A 26,505-nucleotide genomic window follows, 5' to 3' on the forward strand; every position below is an offset into this window, starting at 1 on the left:
GTCAGATGCAGACCGGGTTCGGCTGAACGAACTCCTCGCCGTCCACGGTCACCGTCGCCACACCGCAGACCCGCGCCTCGACATCGGGCTCGATGAGCATCGTCGTGTAGAGGGACTGGAGGTCGGAGTCGGTGCGCGTCTGATTGCGATCGCTCTCGGGGTCGTCGCGCGGGTAGATGGTCAGCGAGATCGAGTTGCCCGAGGCGAGACCGTCGTAGCGCGTGACGCGACCCCAGACGGCCATGCAGTGCGTCGAGTACATCATCTCGACCAGCACGGCGCCGTCGAGGAACTCGTCTCCCCCGGCGAGCACCGCGTCCTCCTTGCAGACCGTCTGCATCGGGTCGACTCCGTTCTCGATCGGAAGATAGGTGGCCTCTGGCCCGGGCTCCGCTTGCGCCGTCGAGGCCTGGGGAAGGATCAGCGACGCGATGGAGAGCGACCCGGCGACCGCGATGACGGCTGTCAGAGCCATTGCGAGCAGCAGCGCACCCAAGGACACGGGGCGCTTGAGCAGAGCGGGCCGGGTCGGCGCGTCGGGAGCGGATGGCGTCTCCATCGCCTCCTCCCGGCCGGCGCCGCGGCGGGGATCGAGACGCGCGCGTCGCTCGACCCACTCGGCGCGGTCGCCGCCGAGCGCATCCACGATGCGGCGCACGGTGTTCTCTGTCGGCAGCTTGCGCCCTGCGAACGCTTCAGACAGCACGCTCGTCGAGATGCCGGTCTTCGCGCTCAGCGCGCGCAGCGGCTCGGCCCCGACCGCGGATTCCTTGAACGACTTCAGGTCGCTCGCGAACGCCGCGACGGAATCGACGTCGACGCTATGCACTGGGCCTGTGTCGGAGGGTGTGGGGTTCATCGCGACTCCGTCTGCCATCGGATGTGCCGTGTCAAGGGGGTGCCCGTGCAGAGCTCCCCCGGTATATGGGCATCATTCTGGCGCATGCCGCAGGCGGCGATGTGACGTGTGACGCACGAGAGCGCTCACACGTCGCGCCCATGGGGTGTCGGACGCCGTCCGGATTTTCCGTCCGTACGCATCCGAACGCACCGGCAACGCTGCGAACGCGGCCGTCGGCACGGTCGACGGCTGTTCGCGTGGCCGGAATTTCCCGATCCGGCCGAACTCGTTCTCCCGGGTCGGCCCTCGCAAGTAGCTTTCTCGGCAGTCGCCTCCGGCCATCCGGCCACCGAGACGCTCATCGTCCCCCGAATCCGAGGATGAACCCACCGTGAAGACCTCTGCCCGCACCGCGCTCGGCGTTGCCGTCACCGCGGCTCTCGCCGTTCTCGTCAGCGGCGCTCCCGCACATGCTGCTGAGCCGGGCGTCCCGCCTGGCCTGCCGTTCGACCCCTTCGAGTCCGGCCCGACGACGTGGACCGACCTTCCCGGTCATGTCGTGTGCGGGGTCGACGGCACGGGAGTGGCCACGCTCACCGTGGCTCTGTCCGACGACTTCGTGGGCGGCGGGGAGGTGGCGGTCACCGCCGTCGCCCTCGCCGACACCCCGAGCAGCCTCGACGCGCTCGACCCCGCCATCGTCATCTGGACCGGCTCTCTGAATGTGACGCCCGGCACCTGGGGTGAGATCGCGGTCCCCATCGACGATCGCGGTGTCGCGCTCCTCATCGACACGGACGGGTACACCGACAGTTGGACGCAAACAGCGCACTGCCAGGTGCCGCCGACCGAGCCGACCCGCGAGGGCAACGAGCTGACGCTGCCCGCTCTGGAGGGCGTGTCGTACTTCGCTGTGCCCCGGCTGATCGACGGTCACGAGGTCGGATGCTTCATCGACATGGGCCACTTCGTCGGGTGCTGGGACCACGAAGGCCGCGATCTCGCATTGACGCCCTCCTCAGGGGTCGTGGAGATTCCCGAAGGCGGCATGCGGGTGCTGTCGTTCACGGATGAGCGGAAGGTCTTCGACTTCGGGATCCGTAACGAGCCCGTCCCGACGCACTGGACCTACGACCACGAGATCGTCGTCATCACGCCGCCTGCCCCGACGCAACAGGGAAACGTCGTGACGATCCCGCAGGCCGAGGGCGTGGAATATCAGGACGAGAAGGGCAACGCGCTCGAGCCGGGAGACCTCGTCCTCGAGCAGGATCTGACCGTCGTCGCGGTGCCCACCGCGGGGTACGCGTTCGCGGAGGGGTCGCAGCAGAGCTGGCAGTTCACCTACACGCCGGCGGAGCCGCCGGTCACGCTCGTCACTCCGCCCGCACCGTCTCAGGACGGCAACTCGGTCACGATCCCGGATGTCCCGGGCGTCGACTACATCGTGCGGTCCGGCGACTCGGATGGTGAGCTCGTCGCTCCGGGAACGCTCACGCTGACCGAGGACGTGATCATCACGGCGGTTCCGCAAGAGGGCTACGCGTTCCCGTCGGAGGCCGAGACCCAGTGGGCCTTCACGTTCGCGGCCCCCGAGCAGCCGGTCGAGCCCGAGCGGCCTTCGGAGCCTGAGCAGCCTTCGGAGCCTGAGCAGCCCACCGAGCCCGAGCAGCCCGCCGAGCCCGAGCAGTCCGCCGAGCCCGAGCAGCTCACCGAGCCCGAGCAGAAGCCGTCGACGCCTCCGACCGCTCCGGAGGGGAATGCAGACAGCGGCGCCGACGGGCCCCGCGATCCGAAGGCAGAGGAGCAGGACCGTCCGCTCGCCCCGACAGGCGGCGCGCAGCAGCCGTGGCTGGCGTTCCTCGCGACGGTCGCGGTCGCCGTGGGTGCGACGGCCATCCGCCTGGGCATGCGAGCGCGCGGCGCCCGTCGCTGACGGATGGACGCCGCATGGAAAGCGAACTGATCAGCACCCGGCACGCATCGCCGGAGCCGTCGCGCCCTCGGGCGTGGCCCGTTCCGTCGATCGCGGCGTCGGCGGGTCGCGTCCGGCCGGTGATCTCGGTCGTCGCTCTCCTGTGCGCCGGCGCCACGGTCATCGGCTGCGCGCCGCGGACGGCTCCCGTGGCCGAGGAGTCGACCGACGCCGCTCCGGAGCAGAGCGGGGCAGCCGAGCCGGCGCAGGGCGGCTCAGCTGAGTCCGCGCAGGGCAGCTCAGCGGATGGTCTCGTTCCGGTCGGGTTCCCCGACGGGTTCGACTGCGCGTCGATCGAGGGGCTGATCGAGCCCTTCTCCGCGGGGCTCTACCTGAATACCTCACGCACCGAGGGAGAGAGCGAGATCGCGTGCGCGTGGTCGGACATCCCGCTCGACACGCTGTTTCCGCAGCTCGACGATCTCAGCACCGAGCTCGATGTGATCGTGCACGTCGACTTCGAGAAGAATGCGGCCCCGGAGCGCATCGCGAACTACTGCGCGGGCCCCGGTCTCAGCACGACAGCGGACGCGCTTGCTGTCTTCGAGCCGGAGGGCGGGTGCGGCGGCGGATCGCTCCTCGGCGACACCCGATACAACGGCGTCTGGGCTTCGGTTCCGTACTTCGACCTGCAGCTCAAGACGTCGTGCGACATCTCGACCGAGTGCACTCCCGTGCTCCCCTCTTCGTTCACGGATCAGGCTGCGTACGACGCCCTGCATGCGATCGCGGCCGAACTCGCCGCTCGGGTCGAGTTCGCCGAACCTGTGGTCGTGAGCGAAGCGGACTCGGGACCCGAGTTCCTGCGGGATTGGGGTGAGGCGGGATTCCCCTCCTACGCAACCGAGTCGGCGTGGTACTGCGACGGGAACATCTCCAGCAGCGATCTCGACGTGGCGATCGAGTCACTCGCCTCTCAGGACGGATGGAGCTGGGAAGTGCGGGAGGAACCCGTCGAAGAGGACGCCGCCATCCCCGACTTCTACGTGGTTTTCACCGGTCCGGGCGACGGAGAGTGGGCGGCCTATCGGGTGGGTGTCGTCAACAAGCGTTGCGTCTTCTCGATCGAGATGCAGGGCTGACATGTCGCCGGCGGCTTTCGAAGACGACGTCTCCCGGCATCTGAAAGGCTTCGCGGACCAGGCTGATCATTCTCGTGCTCTCGACCTACGACGGTCTGAACAGCGGCGTGCGCTCCATGCTGAGTTCCGCGCTCAGTTCCGCTCCGCGCTGCATCTGCTCCACGAGCGAGGATTCCAAACTCTGCCGGTGGTGACCCTGAGCCATGGTTACGGAGCGGGTCATCACGGCGTGGAGTTGATCGACAAGGTCCACCGCACGCGAGTTCTCCCCATCGGCCGACTCGCGCTGTACGACGACGTTGTGCGCCCATGCTCGACGACGACCAGCCACCGAGGGTCTCTCCTGCCCCGATTCCTCGGAGGGGTCACGAAGGGACAACCAGTCGTAGAGGTCCAACGACACCTCACCGAGGAATCGGCCTTCTATCCGCTGGTCGTCGACTACGCAGAGAATCTGCTCGTCCACACAGACGGCACCGAGTACACCGCCGACCGATTGCCCGCGTACGAATGGCTGACGCGAACTGTCGCAGCGATGATCAACGCAGGGCCTCGCTGATCATCCGTCTGCGGACCGTTCTGCGCCGATCTCACGGCTGGGTTCGGTTCACCCTTCCTCCGGGACGAACGTGTTGCCGTCATCCTCGAACGTCCCCCTGCTGCACACCCACTCGAGACCGGTGCTGGTCGTCCAAGACGCCTCCGAGGGGCTGAGCGCGATCTCCAGGTTCTCCGACCAGCCCTCGACGATGCGCGTGGTGTTCACGGAATCGTATGAGAGCTCCTCGGGCAGGTAGATGGCCCATCCCGAGCCGCCCTCCTGCGGAGAGGTCGTGAGCGTGCCGTCCTTGCTCAGAGAGTAGTCGTAGTGGCTCCAGGTCAGCGGTTCACCGGTCGGAGCTGCGCCGACGGAGATCGACGACGGCTCAACACGCAGGTGATAGGTGTACTTGTCCTGGGCTACCTCGCTGTCGGCGCCCGTCACGCACTGCCAATCGCCCTCGATGTAGACCGCGGTCGCCGGGGGCTCCGGCTGCGCGGCGCATGACGCCAGAGTCATGATCGCGGCGCCTACGGCTCCGGCCAGGACCAGATTCCTGTTTCGTCGCATGTCTCGGCCTCGTTCCCGTCTCGCAATTCCTGCTGTGCGTCGGCAGATCAAGGGCGCTCGGCTCCCCAGCCCGAGCGCCCTGTCTTCAAGCTAGTGACGGAGTGGCGTCCTGAAGCTCGTTCGTCAGCCGAACGGAGAATCCGAACAGTCGTCGTGCTGCGGCACCTCAGTCCCCCTCGGCGATCGCCTTCATCGCCGTCCAGCCGTGGGTCACGCCGCCGCCCGCGCGGAGCGCAGCGGCGACCATGAACGTCGCTTCGTCATTGTGAGAGTGCACGTTGTCTTCCCTTCCTGGGGAGGAGATGATCCACCCAACGCGGAGCATCTCCTCCCCAGGCATGCAGAGGCGAGCGATACTCTCTGGGAGCGCCGGGGAACCCGAGCACCGGCGGCGCGCAGGTGACGATTGCCGCTGCGGCTTCGGATGAGGCGGCGAGCGGAACCTGCACGGAGCTCAGGGGCTGCGACGGCGCCCGTGGCGCGCCGCCATCCGCAGCCCCGGAGGCGACGAGCTCCTGCGCGATCCGGGCAAGGCTGATGTGAACCTCGAACGATCCGCCCGAAGAGCGCTGTGCCCGCACCGCTGTGGCCACGGAGGCCGCGAGAAAGTGACCCGTCGCGTGGTCGAGGGCTTGGACCGGAAGAGCGCCGGGCGTCACGCCATCCGCGCTTTCGAGCATCGCGATTCCGGTCGCGGCCTGCACGAGGCTGTCGAATCCGCGTCTTCTCCCCCACGGGCCGTCCGCTCCCCATGCCGAGAGCTGCGCGACGACGAGTCCAGGAAACCGGCGGTGCAGGCTCTCGGCATCAAGACCGAACTGATCGAGCGCGGAAGGACGGTAGCCGTGAACGACGACGTCCGCGTCCGCCAGCAGACGCTCGAGCCGCAATAAGTCGGCCGCCTCGTGGAAGTCGAGAAGCGCGGAGCGCTTCTCGTGCCCCGTGTCCAGGTGCTGCCATGCCGCTTCGGGAAGTCGAGGCGAGTCGATGCGGAGAACCTCGGCGCCGGCGAGCGCGAGGTCGCGCGTGGCAACCGGGCCCGCGATCACGCGCGTCAGATCCAGCACGCGAACGCCCGAGAGCGGTCGCCGCGCACGGTCGCTCCATGCACGAGGTGCCGCCGCTCCCCGTGATTCGAATCGGATGATGGGGCGGTCGTGAACGGTCGGAAAGTGAGGGTGATCGTGCCACTCCGCCACATCGCGCACGGCGACAGCGAGCGCTCCCGCTTCGTTCGCGCGGCTCTCGATCTCGAAGCGCGACCACGACCGTATCGCCGAGGCCGCTCCGACTCGGTCGTCGACCCGCCCCAGCCCGAGCAGCCGCGCGAGGCGCTCGGCATGATGCCCGTAGTTGCCGTGCGTCCGCACCCACCCGTCGGCGGCTCTCCAGAACCCAGAGAGCGGCGCCCAGATCGTCGGGGCTTCACCGTCGACGGCGAAGACCTTCTCGCTGCCGAACGACGCGCGCACCCGCGCAGCGTCAAGTGCGACAAGAGCACCCTCGCGTCGAACACTGCCGCGCTCGACGCCGACGAGCGCGATCGCCAGGGAGGCGAGCGCCACGCTGTCATACGCCAGCTCGTCGACTCTCAACCGCGATTCCCAAGACGCCGTTCCCCGCACGCGGTCGATCGTCGCGAGCTCTTCCGCACGGAGACCAAGCACGCGTGCGACCTCGCTCCCGACGTGATGGATGGCGCGACGCCCGCCAACGGGATCGTGCGGGGAGTCCGGCTGCCGCGTCACGTCTTGGATCCGTCCACACGGGTCGACGTCGCCGAACGCTGAGCGGCGCCGCGCGTCCTGCCACGCCACGAGCGAGCCCCGATCGCGAGCGCCACTCCGACGACGAGGATCAAGGTGATCACGGCTGACGGCGACACGAGGAGTTCGATCGCGGTCTGCTCCGTCCCGACCCCCGAGCAGCTTCCCGTGCCGCGGATCTCCTCCCTGCAGATGCACGCGATGCAGAAGCGCTCGAGCAGGCCAGGAAGCTCCTGCAACGTCGCGAGATGTCGTCCGTTCATGACCGCTCCTCGTTCGGCATCCGATGGGGATCAATCCAATCGACAGCATTCGATCGAGAAGAAGCGCCACTTTCGTAAACTGGACCGATGACAGGTCACGTCGCGCATCGGCTCTCTGCGCACAGCCTCATCGGCATGCTCGGCGACCTCGATCCTTCGCGGCCCGCGTACGACGCTCTGGCCGAGCGCATCCGGCTTCTCATCACGGACGGCCGCATCACGGTCGGAACACGCCTCCCCTCCGAACGGGACCTCGCCGCGCAGACGGGAAGGAGCCGCACCACCATCGTCGCGGCGTACCAGGCTCTTCGAGAAGCCGGCTATGTCATCAGCCAGCGCGGCTCAGGCAGCCGCGCCGTCCTCCCGGGCAGCACAGCGACCGCGACAGCCCGCACCATCGACTTCGCGCGGGCCGTGCCACCGCCCGTCGACGGGCTGCGCGACATCCTCGCCCGTGTTGGTCAGAGGATGGTCGACGCACTGGAGGGACCCGGCTTCGACCTCCTGGGCAACCTCGCGCTCCGCGAGGCGATTGCAGAGCGTTATGCGCGACGTGGGCTCCCGACCAGTCCCGAGCAGATCATGGTGACGATGGGCGGTCAGCACGCCCTCTCCCTGATCGCGAACACCGTGCTCGCGCGAGCCGATATCGCGCTCATCGAGGCTCCGACCTACCCGCACGCCTACGATGCGCTTCGACGAGCGGGGTCCCGACTCGTCACGACGCCCGTAACGACGGAGGGATGGGATGTCGCGCACCTGCTGGACACCCTCGCGGCCGCCCGACCAGCACTCGCGTACGTGGTGCCGGACTTCCAGAACCCGACCGGCGCCTCTCTGCCGCCGGACGCCAGGGAGATCATCGCGAAGACAGCCAGGACGTTCGGGACCACTCTCGTCATCGACGAGACGACCGCCGATCTCGACATCGACCGGGGATGGGATGACGGTCCGTTCGCCCGGCACGCGCAACGCCACTCATCGTCGGACGGCTCCGGCATCATCACCGTGGGCTCGCTGAGCAAGTCGATCTGGGGTGGACTCCGACTCGGCTGGATCCGGGCCGACACCGCCATGATCCGGCGTCTCGCGCAGGCTCGCCCCGCGGGTGACCTGGGGACGCCGCAGATGGAGCAGCTGCTCGGCCGGGAGATCGTGACGGCCATGCCCGAGCTGCTCGAGCACCGACGTGCCCTCCTCGTCGAGCACCGTGCCGTGCTGACGCGGCTCCTGACGGAGCATCTCCCCGAGTGGACGATCCCGCACCCGCACGGCGGTCTCTCCCTCTGGGTGCAGTTCGACCGGCCGGTGAGCTCGGCGCTGGCCAGCCTCTGCGACGCTCGCGGGCTTGCACTCGTCGCCGGTCCGAAGTTCTCCATCGATGGGGCGTTCGAGCGCAATCTCAGACTGCCGTTCACCTCCCCGATCGCCGATCTGTCGGAGGGAGTGCAGATGCTCGCCGAGGCGTGGAGCCAGCTCGTCTCCCACGAGGCGGTGAACGCAGGAACGCTACGGCAGCCGTCCGTCGTCTGAGCGGTCGGCCGTGCCTTCGCCGGCGTCGGCGTGATCTCTCCGCTCGAGCTCCAGCTGCATCAGAAGGTCCGCCCTCTCGTAGTAGTCGTCTAGGGGAAGGTCGTCTCGCGAGATCCGCTCGAATCCCGCTGCCTCGTAGATGCGAACGGCAGTGGCGAGACGCGTGCTCGTCCCGAGGAAGACGCGCGTCCCACCGAGCTCCCTGGCGCGGGCGAGCGCACGTTCGACGAGTCGGTGACCCAACCCGGCCCCCTGCGCAGGCGGCGCGACCGCCATCTTGGCGAGCTCGAAGACGCCTCCCCCGTGCGGCACGACGGCCACGCACCCGACGATCTCCGGGGACGCGGACGAGCGGGCGAGGAGCACATCCCCTCCGGGGCGGATGATGCGCTCGACCGGCCCCCGGAGCACTCGTCGGTCCTCCTCGGTGATCGTGAAGAGACGGGAGATCCACTCCTCGTTCAAGCTCCGGAACGCGAGGGCATCCTCTGAACTGGCGAGTGAGGAGATCACGACGTCTGCGCACATGACACGCAGGCTACTGATCGCGCTGGTACGAACCCGACGTCCAATATCGACCTCGTGGACCGGCCACGCGCTCGCGAGTCCTTGGTCTTCGAGCGAGTCCAGCTTCTGAAATTGGCCCTCGCGGCGCACATGCCAGATGTCGTGTGCTTCATGCATCGACACGGAGCGAACGCGGAGGGACAGTCGATGGCGGAAACGGCATCTGAAGCGGCGGGATTCATCGGCCTCGGCCTCATGGGCTCGGCGATCGCATCGCGACTGCTCACGGCACAGCCCCTCGTCGTGTGGAACCGCACTCCCGCCGCATGCGAACCCCTGGCGGCGGCGGGCGCCGAGGTCGCGCGCACCGCGGCCGACGTGTTCGCCCGATGCCGCACGGTCTTCATGATGGTCACCGACGAAGGCGCGACAGACGACATCCTCAGATTCGACGAGGGTCGGCTCCGCGAACGCACCCTGGTGCAGATGAGCACCGTCTCGCCGGCGCACTCCGCCGCTTTGAACGACCGGGTGAAGAGGGCCGGCGGCCGATACGTGGAGGCACCGGTGTCCGGATCGCGACAGCCGGCGTTGTCCGGGCAACTCGTTGGCCTCCTCGCCGGAGATCCGGAGGCGATAGGCGAGGTCGCTGAGATGCTGCGACCGGCGTGCGGGAGCGTCTATCGATGCGGAACGCCTCCTGAGGCGATGCAGATGAAACTCGCCGTGAACGTCTTCCTCATCGCCCTCGTCACGGGCCTCGCCGAGTCGTTCCATTTCGCCGAGGGGCACGGGCTCGACGTCGAGCTGCTCGGGTCGATCCTTGCTTCAGGGCCGATGTCGTCGGCGGTGTCGGAGATGAAGTCCGGGAAGCTGCTCAAACGCGACTTCTCCGCGCAGGCCGCGGTCGCGGATGTGCTCAAGAACGCGGAGCTCGTCACGGCGTCCGCGGCAGGGAAGGGGATCGAAGCCGTCCTGCTGAACGACTGCGCACGGCTGTTCTCCGAGGCCTCCGCGCTCGGCCACGGCAACGATGACATTGTCGCCGTCATCAGCGCATACCGGGCGCGAACCGCCGCACTCCGCGGGGCCAAGTGGTGAGCGTGCCAGAAGACGCCGACGCGCTCCTTCCCTTCCTCGAATACCTTGAGCGCGACATCGACGGCCGACTCACCGTCGCTGACCGAACGCACCTGCGTCACCCGACGGCGATCTCGCAACTGCTGGGACTCCATGTTGTGCGCGCGGGCGTTCGGGAAGCGGCGGTGCGCATGACGGTGGATCCCCTCATCCACGGCAATCAGCAGGGGACCGTCCACGGCGGAACCATCGCGGAGCTCGCCGACGCGGCGATCGGCACCGCGCATTCGACGGTGATCGAACCCGGCGAGTCCTTCGCGACGATCGAACTCACCGTACGGTTCCTGCGTCCTGTGTGGACAGCGACACTCACGGCATCCGCCGCGTCCGTTCACGCCGGGCAGACGATCGCCCACTATCGCTGCGAGATCGTCGACGACAGCGAGCGCGTCATCGCCATCGCGGAGAGCTCCCTCATGACCCTGCGCGGCGAGGCCGGAGACCGAAGCCGACCGCGGGACAGGAGATGAGCCTCCCCGCGCGAGGATCAACGCGAGTCTGTCGAACAGTCCGGAGGTATCCGATGCCCGATGAGAAGAAGAGCGCACGCATCGACTGGTCGGCGCCGTCCGGCGGACGCGACGCGTTGTTCGGCTCAGGCGCGACCCGCTCCGAGAAGACGCTGCCGATTGTCGTCGGCGCGCTGGGAGCCATCGTTCTCGTGCTCGCAGCCCATACCGCGGACGCCGGTTGGACCATCGGACACGATGCCCTCGCCGCGATCATCGCCCTCGACATCGTCGGCGGCGTCGTGGCGAACGGCTTGAACTCGGCCAAGCGAGACCACTTCGGCCCGCCGCCGGCTGGCCGGCGGTCGCGGCTCAGCAGCATCGTGAACGCCCCCATCTCCTTCGCCGCGCTGCATGTTCAGCCCATCGTGGTCGGTGTCCTCTTCCCTCCGCACATGTGGTGGTGGGGGCTCGGGTGGTATCTCGCCGTGCTGGCGGGAGTGGCTCTCGTCAGAACCGCACCGCTGTACCTCGAGCGTCCCGTCGCGCTGTCGTGGTGCGCACTCGTCGCGATGGCCGCCGCATACATCCCGAGTCCGGATCTGTGGGGGTGGCTTCCCGTCATGCTCGCGCTGAAGCTCGTGTTGGCACACGCCGTGCAGGAGGCGCCCTATCGGCCAATCTGAGCGGGCAACGCGACAGAAACCCGACAGATCCGGCGCCACGCGCCGGGATTATGCCAATATGTTCGTACCCTAACAACCCCGTGCGCGAAGTGTCGCAGGGGCCGTACCTTCAGTCGCATACCCGAGTGCGACTGCGAAGGAGTCGATGTGATGCAGCCGCGTATCCGCGCCCACACGGAGTCCCTGACCGACAGCGTGTTCCAGCATCTCGCGCGTGAGATCTGCGAGGGGCGCTACTCCCCCGGCGAGGCCCTCGAGCTCGCGGAGATCGCGCAGGAGCTCGACATCTCGCGCATGCCCGTGCGCGAGGCCATCCGACGCCTCGTTCCCCTCGGACTCGTCGACGTCGAAGCGAGCCGCTGGACGCGCGTCGCCCCGGTCACGACGGCATCGACGAAGGCGGCGGCGGAGTTCGCCGCCTATCTCGCGGGCGGCGTCGCGCGGGTCGCCATCCCGAAGCTCGCCGGCACGACGATGCACGCGGCTGCGTCCGCCGAGCTGGCGGCCCTGGTCGCAGCGGCCGAACCGCGCGACCTGCTCCTGAGCTCGACCCGCTTCGTCAGCGCGCTCGCGCGCGCCGCCGAGAACGAGCACCTTCTCGAAGCGTGGAACGCCGCCCGCATCACGCTGCTGTTCCACGTCGGGCACGTCGTGCGCACGGGGCCGAGCCACGACATCGACGTGGCTCCCACCATCTCGCAGCTGAAGCGCGCGTTCGAGGCGGGCGACGGCGCCGAGGTGGCGACGCACCTGCAGGAGTTCTTCCTGCCCGCGGCCTTCGCCGACTGCCGTCCCGCGGTGGAGGAAGGCGCACCGTAGCGCCGCAGCCGGCCCGCGCCATCCGCTCGGGTGCCCGGGTCGCTCCGTTCCCCTCCGCCATCGGCCCGTCGATACGATCGGGATCATGACTTCCGGGGGGATGGCGCGCGCAGCGCGGGGGCGAGCACGTGCACGAGGGCGGAAGCCGGGTTCCGTGATCCGCAGGCTCGCGAGCAGACTCGCGGCCGCCATCCTGCTCGGCGGGATGGTCGCGCCGAGCGTGACGGTCGCGCCCGCCGCCGCCGCGAGCGCCTCGCCCGACCCGAGCTCGAGCCGCCCGATCTACCGGTTCTGGAGCCAGGGGTACGAGAACGCCCACTTCTACACGCTCGACCACTCCGAGGCGCAGGGCCTGCACAGCAACGACGGCAACTGGACGTACGAGGGAACGGACTTCCGGGTCTGGCCGCTCGCGTCGGGCGCCTGCCCGGCCGGAACCTCGCCCGTGCACCGATTCTGGTCATCCGCCTACACGTCGCACTTCTACACGATGAACGCGGCCGAGGCCGACGAGGTGCGCCGCACCGACCGCAACTGGACCTACGAGGGCGTGCGGTTCTGCGCCGCGGCGCAGCAGACCGAGGGGACGGTCGCGGTCCATCGGTTCTGGAGCCCGGGCTTCGAGAAGCACTTCTACACCGCCAACGCCGACGAAGCCCAGAAGCTGCGCTCGAGCGACCGCAACTGGACGTACGAGGGCGTCGCCATGTACGCGCCCACCTCGGGGGCGGCGTCGCCTCCGATCACGGGCCAGCCAGCACCGCGCGTCGGCTGTCAGTCGCCCGACATGCCCGCGGCGCTCGCAGCCCACGACGCAGGGCGCATCACGCAGCTCTTCGGCGGGGCGGGCGCGCTGCGCGACGCGATCGCCGACGGCCGCGCGGCGTGCGTGCCGCTCGACGACCCGGCGCTGCCGTGGGTCGTCGTGAACAAGCAGCGCCCCGTGACTCCGCTCGACTACGTCCCCTCGTCGCTCACCGTGCCATCCGGCTCTCTCGTCGACGGCGGCATCCGCTCCGACGCCGTCGGATCGTTCGAGCAGCTGCAGCGCGACGTCGCCGCATCGGGCGCCGGCCGCATCGCGCTGACGAGCGGCTACCGCTCGTACGGCACCCAGGCGCGCATCCATCGCTACCAGGTCGAGACGCTCGGCCAGGAGCAGGGCGAGCGCCTCGCGGCCCGGCCGGGCTACAGCGAGCACCAGCTCGGCCTCGCCGCGGATGTCGTCTCGTGCGGCGGCGGATGCGGCTCGCTGTACAGCTTCGCCGGCACCGCGCAGGAGCGCTGGGTGCGCGAGAACTCCTGGCGCTACGGGTGGATCGTGCGCTACGAGTCGGGCCAGACCGGCACGACCGGATACAACGCCGAGCCGTGGCACCTGCGGTACATCGGCGCCGACCTCGCGCGGGTCTACCACGACGGCGGGTACCACTCGCTCGAGGCGTTCTTCGGGCTCCCGGCGGCGCCGGAGTACCGGTGACGCGGGAGCTCCCTTGCCCGCAGCAGACTGGATGCACCTCCGGCGACGTCGGCGCTCCTTCCGGGCATTGAGCGCGCTGGTGCCCCTTCCGGGCGTTGAGCGAGCTGGTGCCCCTTCCGGGCGTTGAGCGAGCTGGTGCCCCTTCCGGTCGTTGAGCGAGCGAAGCGAGACGAAACGCCGCCGAAGAACGGTCACGACGTTTCGTCTCGGTCGCTGGCGCTCCCTCGCTCAACGACCGAGGGGGAGGCAGCGGCACTCCCGCTCGGGAGGTTGAGCGAACGAAGCCCCTCCCGGGCGTTGAGCGAGCGAAGCGAGACGAAACGCCGCCGAAGAACGGTCACCACGTTTCGCCTCGGTCGCTGGCGCTCCCTCGCTCAACGACCGAGGGGAGGTAGCGGCACTCCCGCTCGGGAGGTTGAGCGAACGAAGCCCCTCCCGGGCGTTGAGCGAGCGAAGCGAGACGAAACGCTGCCGAAGAACGGTCACCACGTTTCGTCTCGGTCGCTGGCGCTCCCTCGCTCAACGACCGAGGGGAGGTACCGGCACTCCCTCGCTCAACGACCGGGAGAAGACAGCCACGCCCCTCGCTCAACGACCGGGGCAGGACGCCGACGCCCCCGCGCACGGCACCTCGGCCATCCGCTTCCGCGCATACCCCCACGTCGCGAGCGCGAGCAGCGGACCCCACGCCCAGAACGGCAGCACGAGCGCGCTCGCGCCGTGCAGCTGCCCCGAGACGATCAGCCCCAACTCCTGCACGCCACCGGCGGTGAAGAGCACCGCGACCGAGAGCGCCGGCACGACGGCGAGCGCGATCGGCACCGGCCGCCCGCCGATGCCGGGCACCCACCGCGGCGCGCGCTCGCCCCACGGCAGCACGAGGCCGAGCGTGAGCACGGCTCCGAGCAGCATCGCCGCCCCGAGCAGCAGCCCCGTCACGAACATGTCGGGGTGCTCCGCGAAGGCTTCGAGGTCGCCTCCGAAGAGCGGCCACGGCGTGAGCCACGTCAGACGCGCGACGACGTACGGCGCGGGGCACAGCGCCGCGAGCACCGTGATCGCCACGCGATGCCGCTGCACGAACGCCCCCATGCGCGGGAGCGCGGCCGCCGTCGAGGTCGCGGCCCAGACCATCCAGACTCCGGCGAAGAGAGTAAGCCCGAGCGCCCCGACGAAGCGGACCGGATCGTCGAGGACGGTCTCGGTGAACCGGCCGTAGAACATCCCGACCGGGAACAGACCCGTCACGGCGAGCACGACGACAGCCACGACCGGCACCGCGAGGGCGACCGCCGCGAGCGGACGCCGCCGCGCGAGCAGAGCGATCACCACGACGACGCCGATCGGCACGAGGGTCGCGAGCGTGTACCCCGCGATGACGATGCCGTCGAATCCGACGAGGCCGAGTGCGACAGCGAGCGACGCGATGAGCGCGAGCGCGGGTGCCGCGCGGTCGAGCGACCGCCATCCGGCGAGCGAGGCGAGCCCCGCGGCGAGCGCGAGCACTCCCGCGAGCGCGAGGATGGCGCCCGCCGCGAAGGACGCGAACGGCCCGGGCCCGCCGAGCAGCTGCTCGAGCGGAGTGCCGCCCGCCGCGAACGGGCCGGCGTCGGGAGCGACGAGCCACACCCCCGCGGCGGCGAGCGCCACGGTCGCGAGCGCGACGCCGACCCACGCGAGCGGCCGCGACGCGGGCGGGCGGATGGTCGGAGCCGGGTTCGGAATCTGCGTGCGAATGTCCATGGCTCCACGGTCGCGCGGAGACCCCGTGCCGCGCTTCGCCCGCGAGAGCGGGAGCGGATCACCCGCGCGGGTGAGGCTGAGCGCTAATTCTCAGGGCGCCTTCTGCGAGAGCCTCCCGGCGGGACGGCTTCTTCGATCGCTGCCCAAACCCGCTGACCGACCTGTCGGTCGAGCCTGCCGAGTACGCTCCACGCCGGGTGCGTCTCATCGCGCATCAACGGAAGGACTCGGCTGAGATGGCGCCGGTCCTTCCTCGACAGTTCTTCCAGGCCGAGGCGACGTATTGGGCCAGCCGCGGCCGACAACACCGCCAGGTCCTCGACGTGACGCTCAGGATTCCGTGAGTCGACGACAAAGGCGGCGGACTTGACGATGAGCGCGCCGAGTGGATTCGGGACGTCGATCTCGACCCGCCTCGCGCCGTCGGCAAACGTGTAGCGATCAAGCCGCGAGAGCACTTGCGCGGTCCCGGGCGCACGAAGCACGGGCCTCAGCGACCAGACAGCGCGCGACGCGTTCCGAGCGACCATCACGTCGACGACATCCTCGTCTCTCACGAATCGGTGGAGAGGACTGCCCTCGGACGAATCCAACGCAGAGAATCCGAGGCTCCGCAGCGACGCTCCGATCGTGCCGACCGACGCCGACGCGAGATTGAGCAGCATGTCCAGATCAGAAGTCGGCCGGATCTCTTCGATTCCCGCTCGCAACGCATGCGCCTGGACCATGAGTCCACCGACGAGAGCCCAGCTCCTCTCAGGCATGCTCTCCGCAAGCTCGAAGGCGAGGGACCAAGGTGGCAGGGTCCCCGGCACCTCGATCAGATGACCCTGCTTGCCCATCGCTCTCTCATCTCCTCCAGAGCACGCAGGCCTGCTTCGCGTACTCGCGCGCGCGGCGACCGTGCGGCATCGACCGCGATCAAAGCGGGAGGAGTGCTCGCCCACGGGAACTCGCCGTCGCGAAACGCATGTATGGCGATCTCCCCATCGGAGTCGGGGATCAGCAGAAACTCATCCGTCAACTCCTCAAGAGTCGTGCCACGGGGATATCCCTGGATGGCGCGGGTCCGCCCGATGAGGTTGGCACCCGGCGCTTCGATGATCTGGTCGAGGGCGCTCTCCCCCGTCAGATGGAGGTGCTCCGCGAGCTGCGCGGAGTGCCGCGAGTCGTACCGTCTGACGACCACGGCCTGGCTGAGCACGGCAACGAGGCCGGCCGTGGAACGGTGCACCGCGCTGTTCCGCGCTTTCCGCGATGCCCCGCTCGTGCGGGCTCCGAAGGAGAGGAAGTCGATCACGTCGCGCGCGGAGGTCTGACTGAGCGGGCGTCCTCCGCTGGACCCGATCAGTTGTCGGTCCCTCACCGAGGCGAGATCCACAAGCCATGTGCGGTGCACCTGCCGGCCGGCGAGGTCCCCCGCATGCAGCATCTCGATGACGCGTCGTCGCGATACACCGAGCCGGATTGCGGCCTCGTCCGTGGTCACGTCCATCTTCGCAAAACCCTTCCTTCTGAGGAATAGTTTTGCATCCCCGTCGCAACAACACCAGGCCGATGCGCGACCGCCTCGCCTAGTGCACCGAGCGCCCGAGAGCGCCCGGCTCGACGACGCCGTGCTCGTACGCCCAGATGACGACCTGGATCCGATCGGCGAGGCCGAGCTTCGCGAGGATCGCCTTCACGTGCGTCTTGACCGTGTTGCCGGTGAGGTACAGCGCGCGCCCGATGTCGTCGTTCGACGCCCCGCGAGCGAGCAGCAAGGCGACCTCGCGCTCGCGCGGGCTGAGCACGGCAAGCGGGTCGCCGCCTGCCGGAGCCGCCTGCCTCCGCACGTGCTGCAGCAGGAGCGCCGTGGCCCGCGGCGCCATGACGGCATCACCCGCGGCCACCCTCAGGATCGCGTCGACGAGCGCGTCGGGGCGCGCGTCCTTCGTGAGGAACCCGCTCGCTCCTGCCCGGATAGCGCCGAACACGTACTCGTCGACGTCGAACGTCGTCAGCACGAGCACGCGCGTCGACGGCCGTACCCGCCGCACCTCCTCGGTCGCGCGGATCCCGTCCATCCCGGGCATCCGCACATCCATCAGCACCACGTCGACGTCGTGCGCGCGCACGTACTCGACCGCGGCCGCGCCATCCGCCACTCCCCCGACGATCTCGAGGCGCGCGTCCGCGCCGAGGATGGTCGTGAGCGCGTCGCGCAGGAGCTCCTGATCATCGGCGAGCAGCACCCGGATCATGCGCCCTGCTCCACGGGCATCGTCACCTGCACCATCCATCCCGCTCCCCTGTGCACCTCGAGCGCGCCGCCCGCCTGGCGCACACGCTCGGCCATCCCGATGAGTCCCGTGCCGCCGCCCGGATCGTCGCGCGGGCCGGCGCCGCCGTCATCCGCAACGGCGAGGCGCACATCCCGGTCTCCCCATGCGAGCTCGACGCTCACCTCGACCGGCGGGCGCACGTGGCGCACGGCGTTGGTGATCGACTCCTGCGCGGCGCGGTACAGCGCGAGCTGGGCGTCGGGCGCGAGCGGGCGCGGATGCCCGGTCTCGATGAACGAGAGGCGGTGATCGGATGATCCCGCGCCGGCCACGAGAGCGGCGAGCGACGCGAGATCCGGCGCGGGCGCGGTCTCGTCGAGCGCGCTTCTACCGGCATCCGCCTCGTCGAGCACGCGGAGCATCCCGCGCAGCCCCTGCATCGCCGAGCGCCCGGTGTCGGCCACGCGGGCGAGGGCATCCGCCGCACGCGGCTCGCTCGTGAGCACGCGCGCGGCCTCGGCCTGGGCGATCATGACCGTGAGCGAGTGCGACACGACGTCGTGCAGGTCGCGCCCGATCCGCGCACGCTCGGCGGCGAGAGCATCCCGCACCTGCTGCCGCTCGCGCTCGGCCATTGCGATGCGGCGTCGCCGCGCCGACCTTCCGAGGGCCCACGCCGCGCCCACGACCGCGGCGAGCGCGATGACCTCGAAGGCGATGAGCGCCGGGTCGGCCTGCCGCGTCGAGACGACGTCGACGCCCGTGATGACGAACGCGCCGATAATGCCGACGGCCAGCGCCGCGACGGCCGTCGCACGCCCCTGGGTCGACGCGACCTGCCACTCGAGCAGGAGGAACGCCACCGCCGACGGCACGAGGGCGGCGCTCGAGGTGCCGGCGTCGGCCATGAGAGCGAGTGCGAGCATCACCGCGGCTCCGACGGCGAACGCCATGCGCGGGAACCACGGCGATGCGAAGGCGGCCGCGTGGAGCACGACAGCGAGCGCGCCGATCCACGTCGCCCACGCCCCGCCCTGCACGGGCGCGACGAGCTGCACGAGCATCGCGATCGTCATCGGCAGGGCGATCGCGCACAGGAGCGCCGCCGCGACGAGCGGCCCGCGACGGTCGGCGTCGGTTGCGGTCACGGCTCCATCGTGCCGCGCCCCGGCACCGCCGCGCCTCCCCCGCGCGGGTGAGGGCGGCGGCGGTGCCCGTAAGGGGTTGTGGGGTGAGTGCCGCTTCGGGATGTGGAGGGGGTGGGTGCCCAGGTCGCAGAAACCGTCCCCTAACCCGGTGTTTAAGGGCCGAAACTGCGACCCGAACACACGCCCAACTGCCCAGGTCGCAGAAACCGGCCCCTAACCCGATGTTTCGGGGCGGAAACTGCGACCTGAACACCCCGCCGGACGCCCAGGTCGCAAAAGCCGTCCCCTAACCCGGCGTTTGAGGGCCGAAACTGCGACCTGAACAGCCAGGTGCGGCCGAGCAACCCCCGGTGCGGCCGAGGGACACCCCCTGGTGCGGTCGAGCAACCCTCAGCTGAGCCCGCGGAGGAAGCCCCGCAGGTCCGCGGCGAGCAGCTCCGGCGCATCCATCGCGGGGAAGTGACCACCCTCAGTGAAGTCGCTCCAGTGCTCGATGCGGTTCGCCGGATCCATCGTGCGACGCAGCAGCGGGTGCGTGTCGAACGCCGCCCAGGCCGAGGGCACCGGGCCGCCCATGAGCGGCATCACCCCGGAGTGCGCGCCCTCGTAGTAGAACTGCGCGCTCGAAGCGCCGCTGCGGGTGAACCAGTACAGGCTCACATCGGCGAGGAGCTGGTCGCGATCCACCACGGGCGCGCCGTACCCGTCGCCTGACCGCACCTTGAACTTCTCCCCGATCCACGCGAGGAGCCCCGCGGGCGAGTCGGTCAGCGCCGCACCGATCGTGTCGGGGCGGTGGTTGTGCATCTCGAGGTAGCCGCGCTCGGCGGCGCTCGCCGCCAGGATCGCGTCGAGCTCGGCCGCCTCGGCCTCCGACAGTCCGTCGGGTCGCGGGAAGACCGCCCCCACGAGCCCGAGCACCGCTCGATCGATGCCGAGGTGCATGCCGATCACGCGCTCGGGGTAGACCGCGGCGAGACGGCCGGCGACGCCGGAGCCGATGTCGGTGCCGTGGACCGCGAACCGCTCGTAGCCGAGCCGCGTCATGATCTCGGCGAAGGCATCCGTCGTCCGCGCGAGCTCCCATCCGGTGCCCGAGAGCGGAGTCGAGAAGCCGAACCCGGGCGGCGAGACGATCACGAGGTGGAAGTCGTCGGCGAGCATCGGGATGATCCGCTCGTACTCGATGAACGAGCCCGGCCATCCGTGATTCAGGAGCAGCGGCGTGGCGGCGGGGTCGGACGACCGCACGTGCACGACGTGGAGGGTCTGGCCGTCGACGACGGTCGTCAGCTGCTCGAGCTCGTTGAGCCGAGCCTCCTGCGCACGCCAGTCGAACCCGTCGCGCCAGTACTCCGCGAGCTCGCGGAGGTACGGGAGAGGGATGCCCCGGCTGAAGTCTCGCGGGTCGTCGCGACCCGGCACCGGGTGCGGCCAGCGCGTGCGCGCGAGCCGATCACGCAGATCGTCGAGGCCGGCCTGCGGGATGTCGATGCGGAAGGGGGTGAGAGCTGTGCTTTCGGTCATGACGTCGACGCTTCCAGGCAATGCGGACGATGAGCTTCCGCGATTCGGAGGATGATCGAGGCATGCTGGAGACCTCGGCCCGCCTGCTCGAGCTGCTCTCACTCCTTCAGGCGCGACGCGACTGGACGAGCTCGGCGCTCTCGGAGCGCCTCGGCGTGAGCACGCGGACCGTGCGCGCCGACATCGGCCGCCTGCGCGCGCTCGGCTATCCGGTCGACGCGCGCCCGGGCGTCTCGGGCGGGTACCGCCTCGCCGCCGGCACGGCGATGCCGCCGCTCCTCCTCGACGACGACGAGGCGGTCGCCGTCGCGCTCGGGCTCGGCGCGATCGCGACCCGAGGCGTCGGCGTCGAGGAGACATCCCTCACCGCCCTCGCGAAGCTCGAGCAGGTGCTGCCTTCGCATCTGCGCCGGCGCGTCGAGGCCGTGCGCGCGGCGACGAGCGCCGTGCCCGATCCGGGCGGCCCGGTCGAGCTCCCCGTGCTCGGCGCAGTCGCGGCGGCCATCCGCAGCCATGAGCGGCTGCGCTTCGGGTACACGACGCACGACGGCCGCACCGAGCCGCGCCACGTCGAGCCGCAGCGGCTCGTGAACTGGGGGCCGCTCTGGTACCTGCTCGCGTGGGATCTCGCCCGCGACGACTGGCGCATCTTCCGCGTCGATCGGATGGTGCCGCACGCGCCGACGGGCGCGCGGTTCCGACCGCGGGTCATCCCCGAGGAGGAGGTCGTTAACTTCGTCGTGCGCCGCGTCGCGCGGTCGACCTGGACGTACCGCGCGCGCGTGGTCGTGCATGCACCGGCCGCCGAGGTCGCCGCGCGGATCCCCATCCCGATCGAGATCGAGGAGATCGACGAGAGCACGTGCCGCTTCGAACTCGGCTCGAACGACCCCGACCGGCTCGCGCTCTCGCTGACGCAGCTCGGCGCGGACATCGAGGTGCTCGAGGGCGACGAAGTCGTCGCGGCGCTCGCACGGCTCGCCGCGCGACTCCAGCGGGCGGCGGGCGGCGCGCCTTCTGGTCATTGAGCGCGCGAAGGGAGACGAAACGGGGTGAGCTGTGGAGGAACGGTCACCGCGTTTCGACTCGGTCGCTGGCGTTCCCTCGCTCAACGACCGGGGAGAGTGCCCTGGCGCTCCCTCGCTCAACGACCGGGGAGAGTGCGCTCGCGCTCCCCGCTCAACGGCCGGAATGCGTGCGCTCGCGCTCCCTCGCTCGACGACCGGGACGAGTGCGCTCGGGCTCCCTCGCTCGACGACCGGGACGAGCGCCTCCTGAGCCCGCACCATCCGGACATGCGAAGCGGGCCGAACGTCCCCCGACGTTCGGCCCGTCTCCTCTCGGTCATATTCGCTGCGCGTCATCCCCTGTGCCCGGCTCCCCCACCGGATGCAGGTGCCTGCCCCTTCAGGCGGCGCGCGGCAGATCCCGGCGTCGTGCAGACGCCGACTCGGCCATGAGCTCGGTCACGTCGAGCCCACGGTTCGAGTTCGCCGCCTCGACGAGCTGCACGAGCAGCTCCCGGTCGAGTCGGCCATCCGTCTCCTCGTCGAGGACGATGCGGATCGGGATCGCGGAGTTGACCCACATCGTCTCGCGCGAGCCATCCGCCGCGCGGCACGTGAGGGAGAAGGACTCCCCGCGCCGCAGCTTGGTGATCACGACGGCCTGGACGTGCGCGAGGAGCCGGTCCTCGATCTCGATCGCCTGGTCGCTCGTGCCGTAGAAGATCCTGCCCATGACGTGCCCCCTCGTTCGTCGACCCGTGAGCGTCTGCCCACTCTTCGGAGGTTACTAGACATGGAAGCGATTAGCCAAGTTAACTTTCGGTTTCAGAACGGGAGCCGCTCGGTCGGCGCGTCCTGAGGGTCGCGCCAGGCGGGCTGCTGCTCGAAGATCCGCGTCGCCGGGTCGGGCTCCCGCTGCGTCACGCGCTGCTGCGGAAGCAGATGCTGCCGGGCGCGGATGATCTCCGCGTCGCGCTCCCAGATGGCACGCGCGATGATGCGCCGGTCGCGCGCGTAGATCATGGCGCGCATCGTCATCGCGAAGAGGAGGCCGATGTAGCCGCCGGTCGTGTTCGCGAAGACGTCGAGAATGCTCGAGACGCGCGACTCGAGGGCCGTCGCCTGCGTGAACTCGATGAAACCGGAGTAGCCGGGCACGAGGAACAGCGCGAGCCACCATCCGCGCCGCGGCAGCGCGAGACCGAGGAAGAAGCCGAGAGGCACGAACATGCCGATGTTCGCCGTGAACTCGAGCTCGTCGAAGCCGAACGACTCGGGCACGCCGAAGCGGTACAGCACGTTCAGCACGCGGTCGGCGATGCCGCCGAACTCGAGGTCGCTCGGGTTGGGCCAGAGCGTGACGAGAGCGACGAAGCCCGCGTAGACGAGAAGAAGGAGCGTGGCGACCCACAGGCGAGCGCGACTGCGGGGCGGCTTCGGTCCGAGGACGTCGGTCATGCGGTGCCTCCTCTGGAGCAGATGATGCCCTCGACGATAGGCGGTGTCACCTGGCAATCATCGGTGCCTCGGGTAACGGTTGGGTGACCGGGGGTGGGTGGCCGCGTCGTGTCCGATGGGTTATTTTCAGAAAGTGGTGAATTTGACGAAGCGGCTCGAGAGAGGGGACGCGCAGCTCGCGTACGAGGACGCAGGCAGCGGCGAGCAGGCCGTCGTCTTGCTCCACGGGGCGGGCCTCGACCACACGATGTTCGACGACCAGGCCGGCGCCCTGATCGAGCGCGGCATCCGCGTCATCGTCTGCGATCTGCGCGGGCACGGAGAATCCGCGATGGAGGCGGGCACGCGCTTCGCCGCGCAGGACGCGCTGCGGGATCTCGACGCTCTTCTCTCGGCCTGCGGCCATCCGTCGCCGGTGCTCGTGGGGCATTCGCTCGGCGGCAACCTCGCCCAGGCCTTCACGCGTGCGCACCCTGATCGCGTGAGCGGTCTGATCGTGCTCGGGTCGACGTGGAACACCGGCCCTCTGTCCGCGATGGAGCGGCTCGGCCTCCGGCTCGCCGCGCCTGCGCTCGCGGCGATGCCGGCGCGGACCATGGCGCGCCTGATGGCCCGTGCGTCGGCTGTGCGGCCGGAGGCGGTGACTCGAGCCGAGTCGGTGTTCGCGCGGATGCCCAAGCGCGTCTTCCTCGACGTCTGGCGGGCGACGACCTCGTTCGTGCAGCCGGATCCCACCTACCTCTCCCCCGTGCCGCTCGCCCTCGTGCGCGGCGCGGAGGATCGAACGGGGAACATCGCGTCGGCGATGGCGCGGTGGGCGGCGGCCGAGGACGTGCGCGAACGGGTCATCCCCGGCGCCGGGCATATCCTCACCTGGGATGCGCCCGCGGAGACGTCTCGCACGCTGTGCGAGATCCTCGACGAGTGGCGTGCCGCGGAGCCCGGCCGCGCAGGGCGCCGCTGATGAGCGCGGACCGCGAGCAGTTCATCGACGCGATGGGCGACAGACTCGCCGCGTGGAACCTCCCTCGCGCAACCGGCCGGGTCTACGGCTATCTCCTGCTCCAGGATGAGCCGTCCCGCGCAGAGGAGCTGCGCGCCGAGCTCTCGCTCAGTGCCGGAGCCGTGAGCACCGCCGTCCGCGAACTCGTGGCGTGGGGGCTCGCCCGCACCATCCCCCAGCCGGGCAGCCGGCGCCTCCTCGTCGAGGCGGCGGGAGGATTCGAGAGCCTGCTCGCGGCGAGCCATGAGCGCGCACGCGCGTTCATCCGTACGCTGCAGGCCGCCGAGAGCCTCACCGAGACGCCCGAGACCGCAGACCGACTGCGCGACGTGACCGAGCTGTTCACGTCGTACGTCGAGGCGGGCGAGCACGTGCTGCGCGCACGAGCTCGCCGCGCGACCTAGAACTCCTCGTACTCGGCGGGATCCTGGTCGGCGAGTCGGCCATCCGCGCGCCCGAGCGCCGTGATCGCCGCGATGTCCTCCTCGTCGAGCTCCACCTCGAGCGCGCCGAGGTTCTCGAGCTGCCGCTCGTCGCTCGCCGCCTTCGGAATCGGGATCGACACCCGGGCGATCGCCCACGCGAGCACCGTCTGGCCGGGTGTCGCGCCGTGCTTGCGGGCTATGTCGACGATGACCTCGTTCTCGAGCAGGTCGTTGCCGCGCCCGAGCGGGCTCCACGCCTCGGTGAGGATGCCGTGCTCCGCGTCGAACCGCAGCAGCTCCTCCTGCGGGAAGTACGGGTGCATCTCGATCTGGTTCACCTCGGGCAGCACGCCGGTCTCGCGCTCGAGCCGCTCGAGGTGCTCGGGCAGGAAGTTGCACACCCCGATCGCCTTCACGAGCCCGCGCTCGCGCGCCTCGATGAGCGCCTCCCACGCCTCGACGTACCGGTCGGTCTTCGGGTTGGGCCAGTGGATGAGATAGAGGTCGAGATCGCCGAGCCCAGACCGGAACACGCTCTCCTCGATCGTCTCCAGCGCCTCGTCGTACGCGTGATGCCGACCCGGGAGCTTCGACGTGACGATGACCTCGTCGCGATCGATCCCGGCCCGCCGCACACCCGCGCCGACCGTGCCCTCGTTCTCGTAGTTGAAGGCCGAGTCGATGAGCCGGTAGCCCTTCTCGATCGCGCGCGCGACGCCATCCGCGCCATCCGATCCCTTGAGGCGGTAGGTGCCGAATCCGAGGACGGGCAGCTCGAGCCCGCCATGTGCAGTCCAGGTGGGGATGGTCATGCGTCTTTCCTAGACGGCGACGGCGGATGGCGCGAGCGGCTTGACACCGTGGCGGGGGTTCTTGCGATTCGGCGGGCGAGGGAGCTTCGCCTCCCGGTCGTTGAGCGAGGGAGCGCCAGCGACCGAGACGAAACGCCGCGGCCCGCTCGGTCGTTGAGCGAGGGAGCGCCAGCGACCGAGACGAAACGCCGCCTCCCGGTCGTTGAGCGAGGGAGCGCCAGCGACCGAGACGAAACGCCCCGGCCGACCCTCGAAAGGTCACCACGTTTCGACTCGCTGCGCTCGCTCAACGACCGGACGGGGCCATCCGCTCGCTCAACGACCGGAAGGTGCCCATCCGCCCACCCCCGGTCGTTGAGCGAGGGAGCGCCAGCGACCGAGACGAAACGACGCGACCGTGCCTCGTGGCCTCACGTGTCGACATCCGGACGGCGCTTCGCCGCATCGCGCTGCCGCTTGCTCCAGCCGATGACTGCGCCGAGCCCTTCCTCGATCAGGAGCTTGCGCTTCGCGTGGCTCCATCCCTGGATCTGCTTCTCCCAACGGAAGGCGTCGTCCATCCGCTCGAACTCGTTGTGCCAGACCATCGTGACCGGACGCCGGCCGGGGCGCCGGGTGTACGCGGCGCCGAGCCCCTCCTGGTGCTCGAAGAACCGCCTGTTGAGGTCGCGGGTGCTTCCGACGTAGTAGGTGCCGTCAGCGCACTCCAGGATGTAGACGTATGGCATGTCGGCACAGTAGCCACCGGTCGTGCGGCGCCGTGGAAGTTGTCCACAGGGCCGGTCGTTGAGCGAGGGAGCGCCCGAAACGACGCGACCGGCCCTCGAGAGGTCGCCACGTTTCGACTCGCTCCGCTCGCTCAACGACCGGGGCAGGGCCATCCGCTCACCCCCGGTCGTTGAGCGAGGGAGCGCCAGCGACCGAGACGAAACGCCCCGACCGGCCCTCGAAACGTCACCGCGTTTCGACTCGCTCCGCTCGCTCAACGACCGAACCAGGGTCATCCGCTCACCCCCGGTCGTTGAGCGAGGGAGCGCCAGCGACCGAGACGAAACGACGCGACCGGCCCTCCTTCGAGAGGTCGCCACGTTTCGACTCGCTCCGCTCGCTCAACGGCCGGAAGCGGCCATCCGCTCACCGCCGGGCGTTGAGCGAGGGAGCGCCCGCGACCGCGACGAAACGACGCGACCGTACCCCGAAAGGTCACCACGTTTCGACTCGCTCCGCTCGCTCAACGACCGGGCGGGGCCATCCGCTCGCTCAACGACCGGGGCAGGGCCATCCGCTCACCCCCGGTCGTTGAGGGAGGGAGCGCCAGCGACCGAGACGAAACGCCGCGGCCCTCCTTCGAGAGGTCACCACGTTTCGACTCGCTCCGCTCGCTCAACGACCGGGGCAGGGCCATCCGCTCGTGCAATGCCCGCACGTGGACGCGACAGAACCCCGGACACACGAAAGCGGGGCCG

The 26,505-nt window shown here is 69.8% G+C and carries 27 protein-coding genes; 11 read left to right on the forward strand and 16 right to left on the reverse strand.

All coding sequences use genetic code 11. The features are described from left to right. Position 1: 1 nt before the first annotated feature. The gene (locus tag ACWXWW_RS03645; protein ID WP_455968810.1) at positions 2–829 is read right to left on the reverse strand and encodes a helix-turn-helix domain-containing protein; all 828 of its coding nucleotides are present in this window, start codon (positions 827–829) and stop codon (positions 2–4) included. A 403-nt stretch (positions 830–1,232) separates the two neighbouring features. On the opposite strand from ACWXWW_RS03645, the gene ACWXWW_RS03650 reads away from it, so the two are divergent. Then, on the forward strand, positions 1,233–2,777 hold the full coding sequence (locus ACWXWW_RS03650; protein ID WP_455968811.1) for a hypothetical protein: 1,545 nt from the start codon (positions 1,233–1,235) through the stop codon (positions 2,775–2,777). A 14-nt stretch (positions 2,778–2,791) separates the two neighbouring features. After that, complete coding sequence (locus ACWXWW_RS03655; protein ID WP_455968813.1) at positions 2,792–3,898, forward strand: hypothetical protein; 1,107 nt, start codon at positions 2,792–2,794, stop codon at positions 3,896–3,898. 85 nt (positions 3,899–3,983) lie between these two features. Here the strand turns inward: ACWXWW_RS03655 and ACWXWW_RS03660 are convergent, their stop codons facing one another. From ACWXWW_RS03660 to ACWXWW_RS03675, 4 genes are all read right to left on the reverse strand, one after another. Then, entirely contained in the window at positions 3,984–4,364 is a 381-nt protein-coding gene (locus ACWXWW_RS03660; RefSeq protein WP_455968814.1) for a hypothetical protein, read from the reverse strand. 141 nt (positions 4,365–4,505) lie between these two features. After that, positions 4,506–4,958 carry a hypothetical protein gene (locus tag ACWXWW_RS03665; protein ID WP_455968815.1) on the reverse strand — a complete coding sequence of 151 codons (453 nt, stop codon included), beginning with the start codon at positions 4,956–4,958 and terminating at the stop codon, positions 4,506–4,508. Between the two features lie 311 nt (positions 4,959–5,269). Continuing rightward, the gene (locus tag ACWXWW_RS03670) at positions 5,270–6,757 is read right to left on the reverse strand and encodes a CoA transferase (protein ID WP_455968817.1); all 1,488 of its coding nucleotides are present in this window, start codon (positions 6,755–6,757) and stop codon (positions 5,270–5,272) included. Continuing rightward, the gene (locus tag ACWXWW_RS03675) at positions 6,754–7,038 is read right to left on the reverse strand and encodes a hypothetical protein (RefSeq protein WP_455968818.1); all 285 of its coding nucleotides are present in this window, start codon (positions 7,036–7,038) and stop codon (positions 6,754–6,756) included. The genes ACWXWW_RS03670 and ACWXWW_RS03675 overlap by 4 nt, the downstream gene beginning before the upstream one ends. A gap of 87 nt (positions 7,039–7,125) precedes the next feature. Between ACWXWW_RS03675 and yczR the strand changes: the two genes are divergently transcribed. After that, complete coding sequence (yczR, locus tag ACWXWW_RS03680; RefSeq protein ID WP_455968819.1) at positions 7,126–8,571, forward strand: MocR-like transcription factor YczR; 1,446 nt, start codon at positions 7,126–7,128, stop codon at positions 8,569–8,571. Here yczR and ACWXWW_RS03685 read toward each other — a convergent pair. Continuing rightward, the gene (locus tag ACWXWW_RS03685; RefSeq protein ID WP_455968820.1) at positions 8,548–9,099 is read right to left on the reverse strand and encodes a GNAT family N-acetyltransferase; all 552 of its coding nucleotides are present in this window, start codon (positions 9,097–9,099) and stop codon (positions 8,548–8,550) included. The genes yczR and ACWXWW_RS03685 overlap by 24 nt on opposite strands. Positions 9,100–9,153: 54 nt before the next feature. Between ACWXWW_RS03685 and ACWXWW_RS03690 the strand changes: the two genes are divergently transcribed. From ACWXWW_RS03690 to ACWXWW_RS03710, 5 genes are all read left to right on the forward strand, one after another. Continuing rightward, positions 9,154–10,179, forward strand: coding sequence for an NAD(P)-dependent oxidoreductase (locus ACWXWW_RS03690; protein ID WP_455968822.1), 1,026 nt, complete (start codon positions 9,154–9,156; stop codon positions 10,177–10,179). Next, positions 10,176–10,688 (forward strand): PaaI family thioesterase, encoded by a 513-nt coding sequence (locus ACWXWW_RS03695; RefSeq protein ID WP_455968824.1) that lies wholly within the window; start codon positions 10,176–10,178, stop codon positions 10,686–10,688. Before ACWXWW_RS03690 ends, ACWXWW_RS03695 begins: the two co-directional genes overlap by 4 nt. Before the next feature lie 53 nt (positions 10,689–10,741). Further along, positions 10,742–11,353 (forward strand): hypothetical protein, encoded by a 612-nt coding sequence (locus ACWXWW_RS03700; RefSeq protein ID WP_455968826.1) that lies wholly within the window; start codon positions 10,742–10,744, stop codon positions 11,351–11,353. Between the two features lie 150 nt (positions 11,354–11,503). Next, positions 11,504–12,172, forward strand: coding sequence for a GntR family transcriptional regulator (locus ACWXWW_RS03705; protein ID WP_455968968.1), 669 nt, complete (start codon positions 11,504–11,506; stop codon positions 12,170–12,172). 154 nt (positions 12,173–12,326) lie between these two features. Continuing rightward, positions 12,327–13,652 carry a D-alanyl-D-alanine carboxypeptidase family protein gene (locus tag ACWXWW_RS03710; protein WP_455968828.1) on the forward strand — a complete coding sequence of 442 codons (1,326 nt, stop codon included), beginning with the start codon at positions 12,327–12,329 and terminating at the stop codon, positions 13,650–13,652. A 588-nt stretch (positions 13,653–14,240) separates the two neighbouring features. On the opposite strand, the gene ACWXWW_RS03715 is transcribed toward ACWXWW_RS03710, so the two are convergent. From ACWXWW_RS03715 to ACWXWW_RS03740, 6 genes are all read right to left on the reverse strand, one after another. Then, positions 14,241–15,395 (reverse strand): hypothetical protein, encoded by a 1,155-nt coding sequence (locus ACWXWW_RS03715; protein WP_455968830.1) that lies wholly within the window; start codon positions 15,393–15,395, stop codon positions 14,241–14,243. An 83-nt stretch (positions 15,396–15,478) separates the two neighbouring features. Continuing rightward, a complete protein-coding gene (locus ACWXWW_RS03720) occupies positions 15,479–16,237 on the reverse strand; it encodes a hypothetical protein (RefSeq protein ID WP_455968832.1) in 759 nt (252 codons plus the stop codon). Then, positions 16,216–16,890 carry a helix-turn-helix domain-containing protein gene (locus ACWXWW_RS03725; protein ID WP_455968833.1) on the reverse strand — a complete coding sequence of 225 codons (675 nt, stop codon included), beginning with the start codon at positions 16,888–16,890 and terminating at the stop codon, positions 16,216–16,218. Before ACWXWW_RS03725 ends, ACWXWW_RS03720 begins: the two co-directional genes overlap by 22 nt. Before the next feature lie 79 nt (positions 16,891–16,969). Then, positions 16,970–17,638, reverse strand: a complete 669-nt coding sequence (locus ACWXWW_RS03730; protein WP_455968834.1) for a response regulator — start codon at positions 17,636–17,638, stop codon at positions 16,970–16,972. Continuing rightward, complete coding sequence (locus ACWXWW_RS03735; protein ID WP_455968836.1) at positions 17,635–18,807, reverse strand: sensor histidine kinase; 1,173 nt, start codon at positions 18,805–18,807, stop codon at positions 17,635–17,637. The genes ACWXWW_RS03730 and ACWXWW_RS03735 overlap by 4 nt, the downstream gene beginning before the upstream one ends. Before the next feature lie 390 nt (positions 18,808–19,197). Then, a complete protein-coding gene (locus tag ACWXWW_RS03740; RefSeq protein WP_455968838.1) occupies positions 19,198–20,334 on the reverse strand; it encodes an epoxide hydrolase family protein in 1,137 nt (378 codons plus the stop codon). Positions 20,335–20,396: 62 nt separating this feature from the next. Between ACWXWW_RS03740 and ACWXWW_RS03745 the strand changes: the two genes are divergently transcribed. Continuing rightward, positions 20,397–21,362: a helix-turn-helix transcriptional regulator gene (locus tag ACWXWW_RS03745; protein ID WP_455968839.1), complete on the forward strand. Its 966-nt coding sequence runs from the start codon at positions 20,397–20,399 to the stop codon at positions 21,360–21,362. A gap of 379 nt (positions 21,363–21,741) precedes the next feature. Here the strand turns inward: ACWXWW_RS03745 and ACWXWW_RS03750 are convergent, their stop codons facing one another. Both ACWXWW_RS03750 and ACWXWW_RS03755 read right to left on the reverse strand, forming a co-directional pair. Further along, positions 21,742–22,074, reverse strand: coding sequence for a DUF7882 family protein (locus ACWXWW_RS03750; RefSeq protein WP_271174472.1), 333 nt, complete (start codon positions 22,072–22,074; stop codon positions 21,742–21,744). 92 nt (positions 22,075–22,166) lie between these two features. Further along, a complete protein-coding gene (locus ACWXWW_RS03755) occupies positions 22,167–22,799 on the reverse strand; it encodes a VanZ family protein (protein WP_455968841.1) in 633 nt (210 codons plus the stop codon). A gap of 136 nt (positions 22,800–22,935) precedes the next feature. Between ACWXWW_RS03755 and ACWXWW_RS03760 the strand changes: the two genes are divergently transcribed. After that, positions 22,936–23,763 (forward strand): alpha/beta fold hydrolase, encoded by an 828-nt coding sequence (locus ACWXWW_RS03760; RefSeq protein WP_455968970.1) that lies wholly within the window; start codon positions 22,936–22,938, stop codon positions 23,761–23,763. Further along, entirely contained in the window at positions 23,763–24,206 is a 444-nt protein-coding gene (locus tag ACWXWW_RS03765; RefSeq protein WP_455968843.1) for a GbsR/MarR family transcriptional regulator, read from the forward strand. Before ACWXWW_RS03760 ends, ACWXWW_RS03765 begins: the two co-directional genes overlap by 1 nt. On the opposite strand, the gene ACWXWW_RS03770 is transcribed toward ACWXWW_RS03765, so the two are convergent. Further along, positions 24,203–25,039 (reverse strand): aldo/keto reductase, encoded by an 837-nt coding sequence (locus tag ACWXWW_RS03770; RefSeq protein WP_455968844.1) that lies wholly within the window; start codon positions 25,037–25,039, stop codon positions 24,203–24,205. The genes ACWXWW_RS03765 and ACWXWW_RS03770 overlap by 4 nt on opposite strands. Positions 25,040–25,449: 410 nt before the next feature. Beyond that, positions 25,450–25,767, reverse strand: a complete 318-nt coding sequence (locus ACWXWW_RS03775; RefSeq protein WP_455968846.1) for a GIY-YIG nuclease family protein — start codon at positions 25,765–25,767, stop codon at positions 25,450–25,452. Positions 25,768–26,505 lie beyond the last annotated feature (738 nt).

Source organism: Microbacterium sp. KNMS (genome assembly GCF_053851835.1).

What these genes read in the sequence shown, in the direction of transcription:
- ACWXWW_RS03730 (WP_455968834.1), bottom strand. Translation starts at nt 17,638, where the DNA reads ATGATCCGGGTGCTGCTCGCCGATGATCAGGAGCTCCTGCGCGACGCG.
- ACWXWW_RS03740 (WP_455968838.1), bottom strand. Translation starts at nt 20,334, where the DNA reads ATGACCGAAAGCACAGCTCTCACCCCCTTCCGCATCGACATCCCGCAG.
- ACWXWW_RS03775 (WP_455968846.1), bottom strand. Translation starts at nt 25,767, where the DNA reads ATGCCATACGTCTACATCCTGGAGTGCGCTGACGGCACCTACTACGTC.
- ACWXWW_RS03745 (WP_455968839.1), top strand. Translation starts at nt 20,397, where the DNA reads ATGCTGGAGACCTCGGCCCGCCTGCTCGAGCTGCTCTCACTCCTTCAG.
- ACWXWW_RS03665 (WP_455968815.1), bottom strand. Translation starts at nt 4,958, where the DNA reads ATGACTCTGGCGTCATGCGCCGCGCAGCCGGAGCCCCCGGCGACCGCG.
- ACWXWW_RS03675 (WP_455968818.1), bottom strand. Translation starts at nt 7,038, where the DNA reads ATGAACGGACGACATCTCGCGACGTTGCAGGAGCTTCCTGGCCTGCTC.
- ACWXWW_RS03770 (WP_455968844.1), bottom strand. Translation starts at nt 25,039, where the DNA reads ATGACCATCCCCACCTGGACTGCACATGGCGGGCTCGAGCTGCCCGTC.
- ACWXWW_RS03655 (WP_455968813.1), top strand. Translation starts at nt 2,792, where the DNA reads ATGGAAAGCGAACTGATCAGCACCCGGCACGCATCGCCGGAGCCGTCG.
- ACWXWW_RS03715 (WP_455968830.1), bottom strand. Translation starts at nt 15,395, where the DNA reads ATGGACATTCGCACGCAGATTCCGAACCCGGCTCCGACCATCCGCCCG.
- yczR (WP_455968819.1), top strand. Translation starts at nt 7,126, where the DNA reads ATGACAGGTCACGTCGCGCATCGGCTCTCTGCGCACAGCCTCATCGGC.
- ACWXWW_RS03755 (WP_455968841.1), bottom strand. Translation starts at nt 22,799, where the DNA reads ATGACCGACGTCCTCGGACCGAAGCCGCCCCGCAGTCGCGCTCGCCTG.
- ACWXWW_RS03700 (WP_455968826.1), top strand. Translation starts at nt 10,742, where the DNA reads ATGCCCGATGAGAAGAAGAGCGCACGCATCGACTGGTCGGCGCCGTCC.
- ACWXWW_RS03725 (WP_455968833.1), bottom strand. Translation starts at nt 16,890, where the DNA reads ATGGACGTGACCACGGACGAGGCCGCAATCCGGCTCGGTGTATCGCGA.
- ACWXWW_RS03750 (WP_271174472.1), bottom strand. Translation starts at nt 22,074, where the DNA reads ATGGGCAGGATCTTCTACGGCACGAGCGACCAGGCGATCGAGATCGAG.
- ACWXWW_RS03705 (WP_455968968.1), top strand. Translation starts at nt 11,504, where the DNA reads ATGCAGCCGCGTATCCGCGCCCACACGGAGTCCCTGACCGACAGCGTG.
- ACWXWW_RS03765 (WP_455968843.1), top strand. Translation starts at nt 23,763, where the DNA reads ATGAGCGCGGACCGCGAGCAGTTCATCGACGCGATGGGCGACAGACTC.
- ACWXWW_RS03720 (WP_455968832.1), bottom strand. Translation starts at nt 16,237, where the DNA reads ATGGGCAAGCAGGGTCATCTGATCGAGGTGCCGGGGACCCTGCCACCT.
- ACWXWW_RS03685 (WP_455968820.1), bottom strand. Translation starts at nt 9,099, where the DNA reads ATGTGCGCAGACGTCGTGATCTCCTCACTCGCCAGTTCAGAGGATGCC.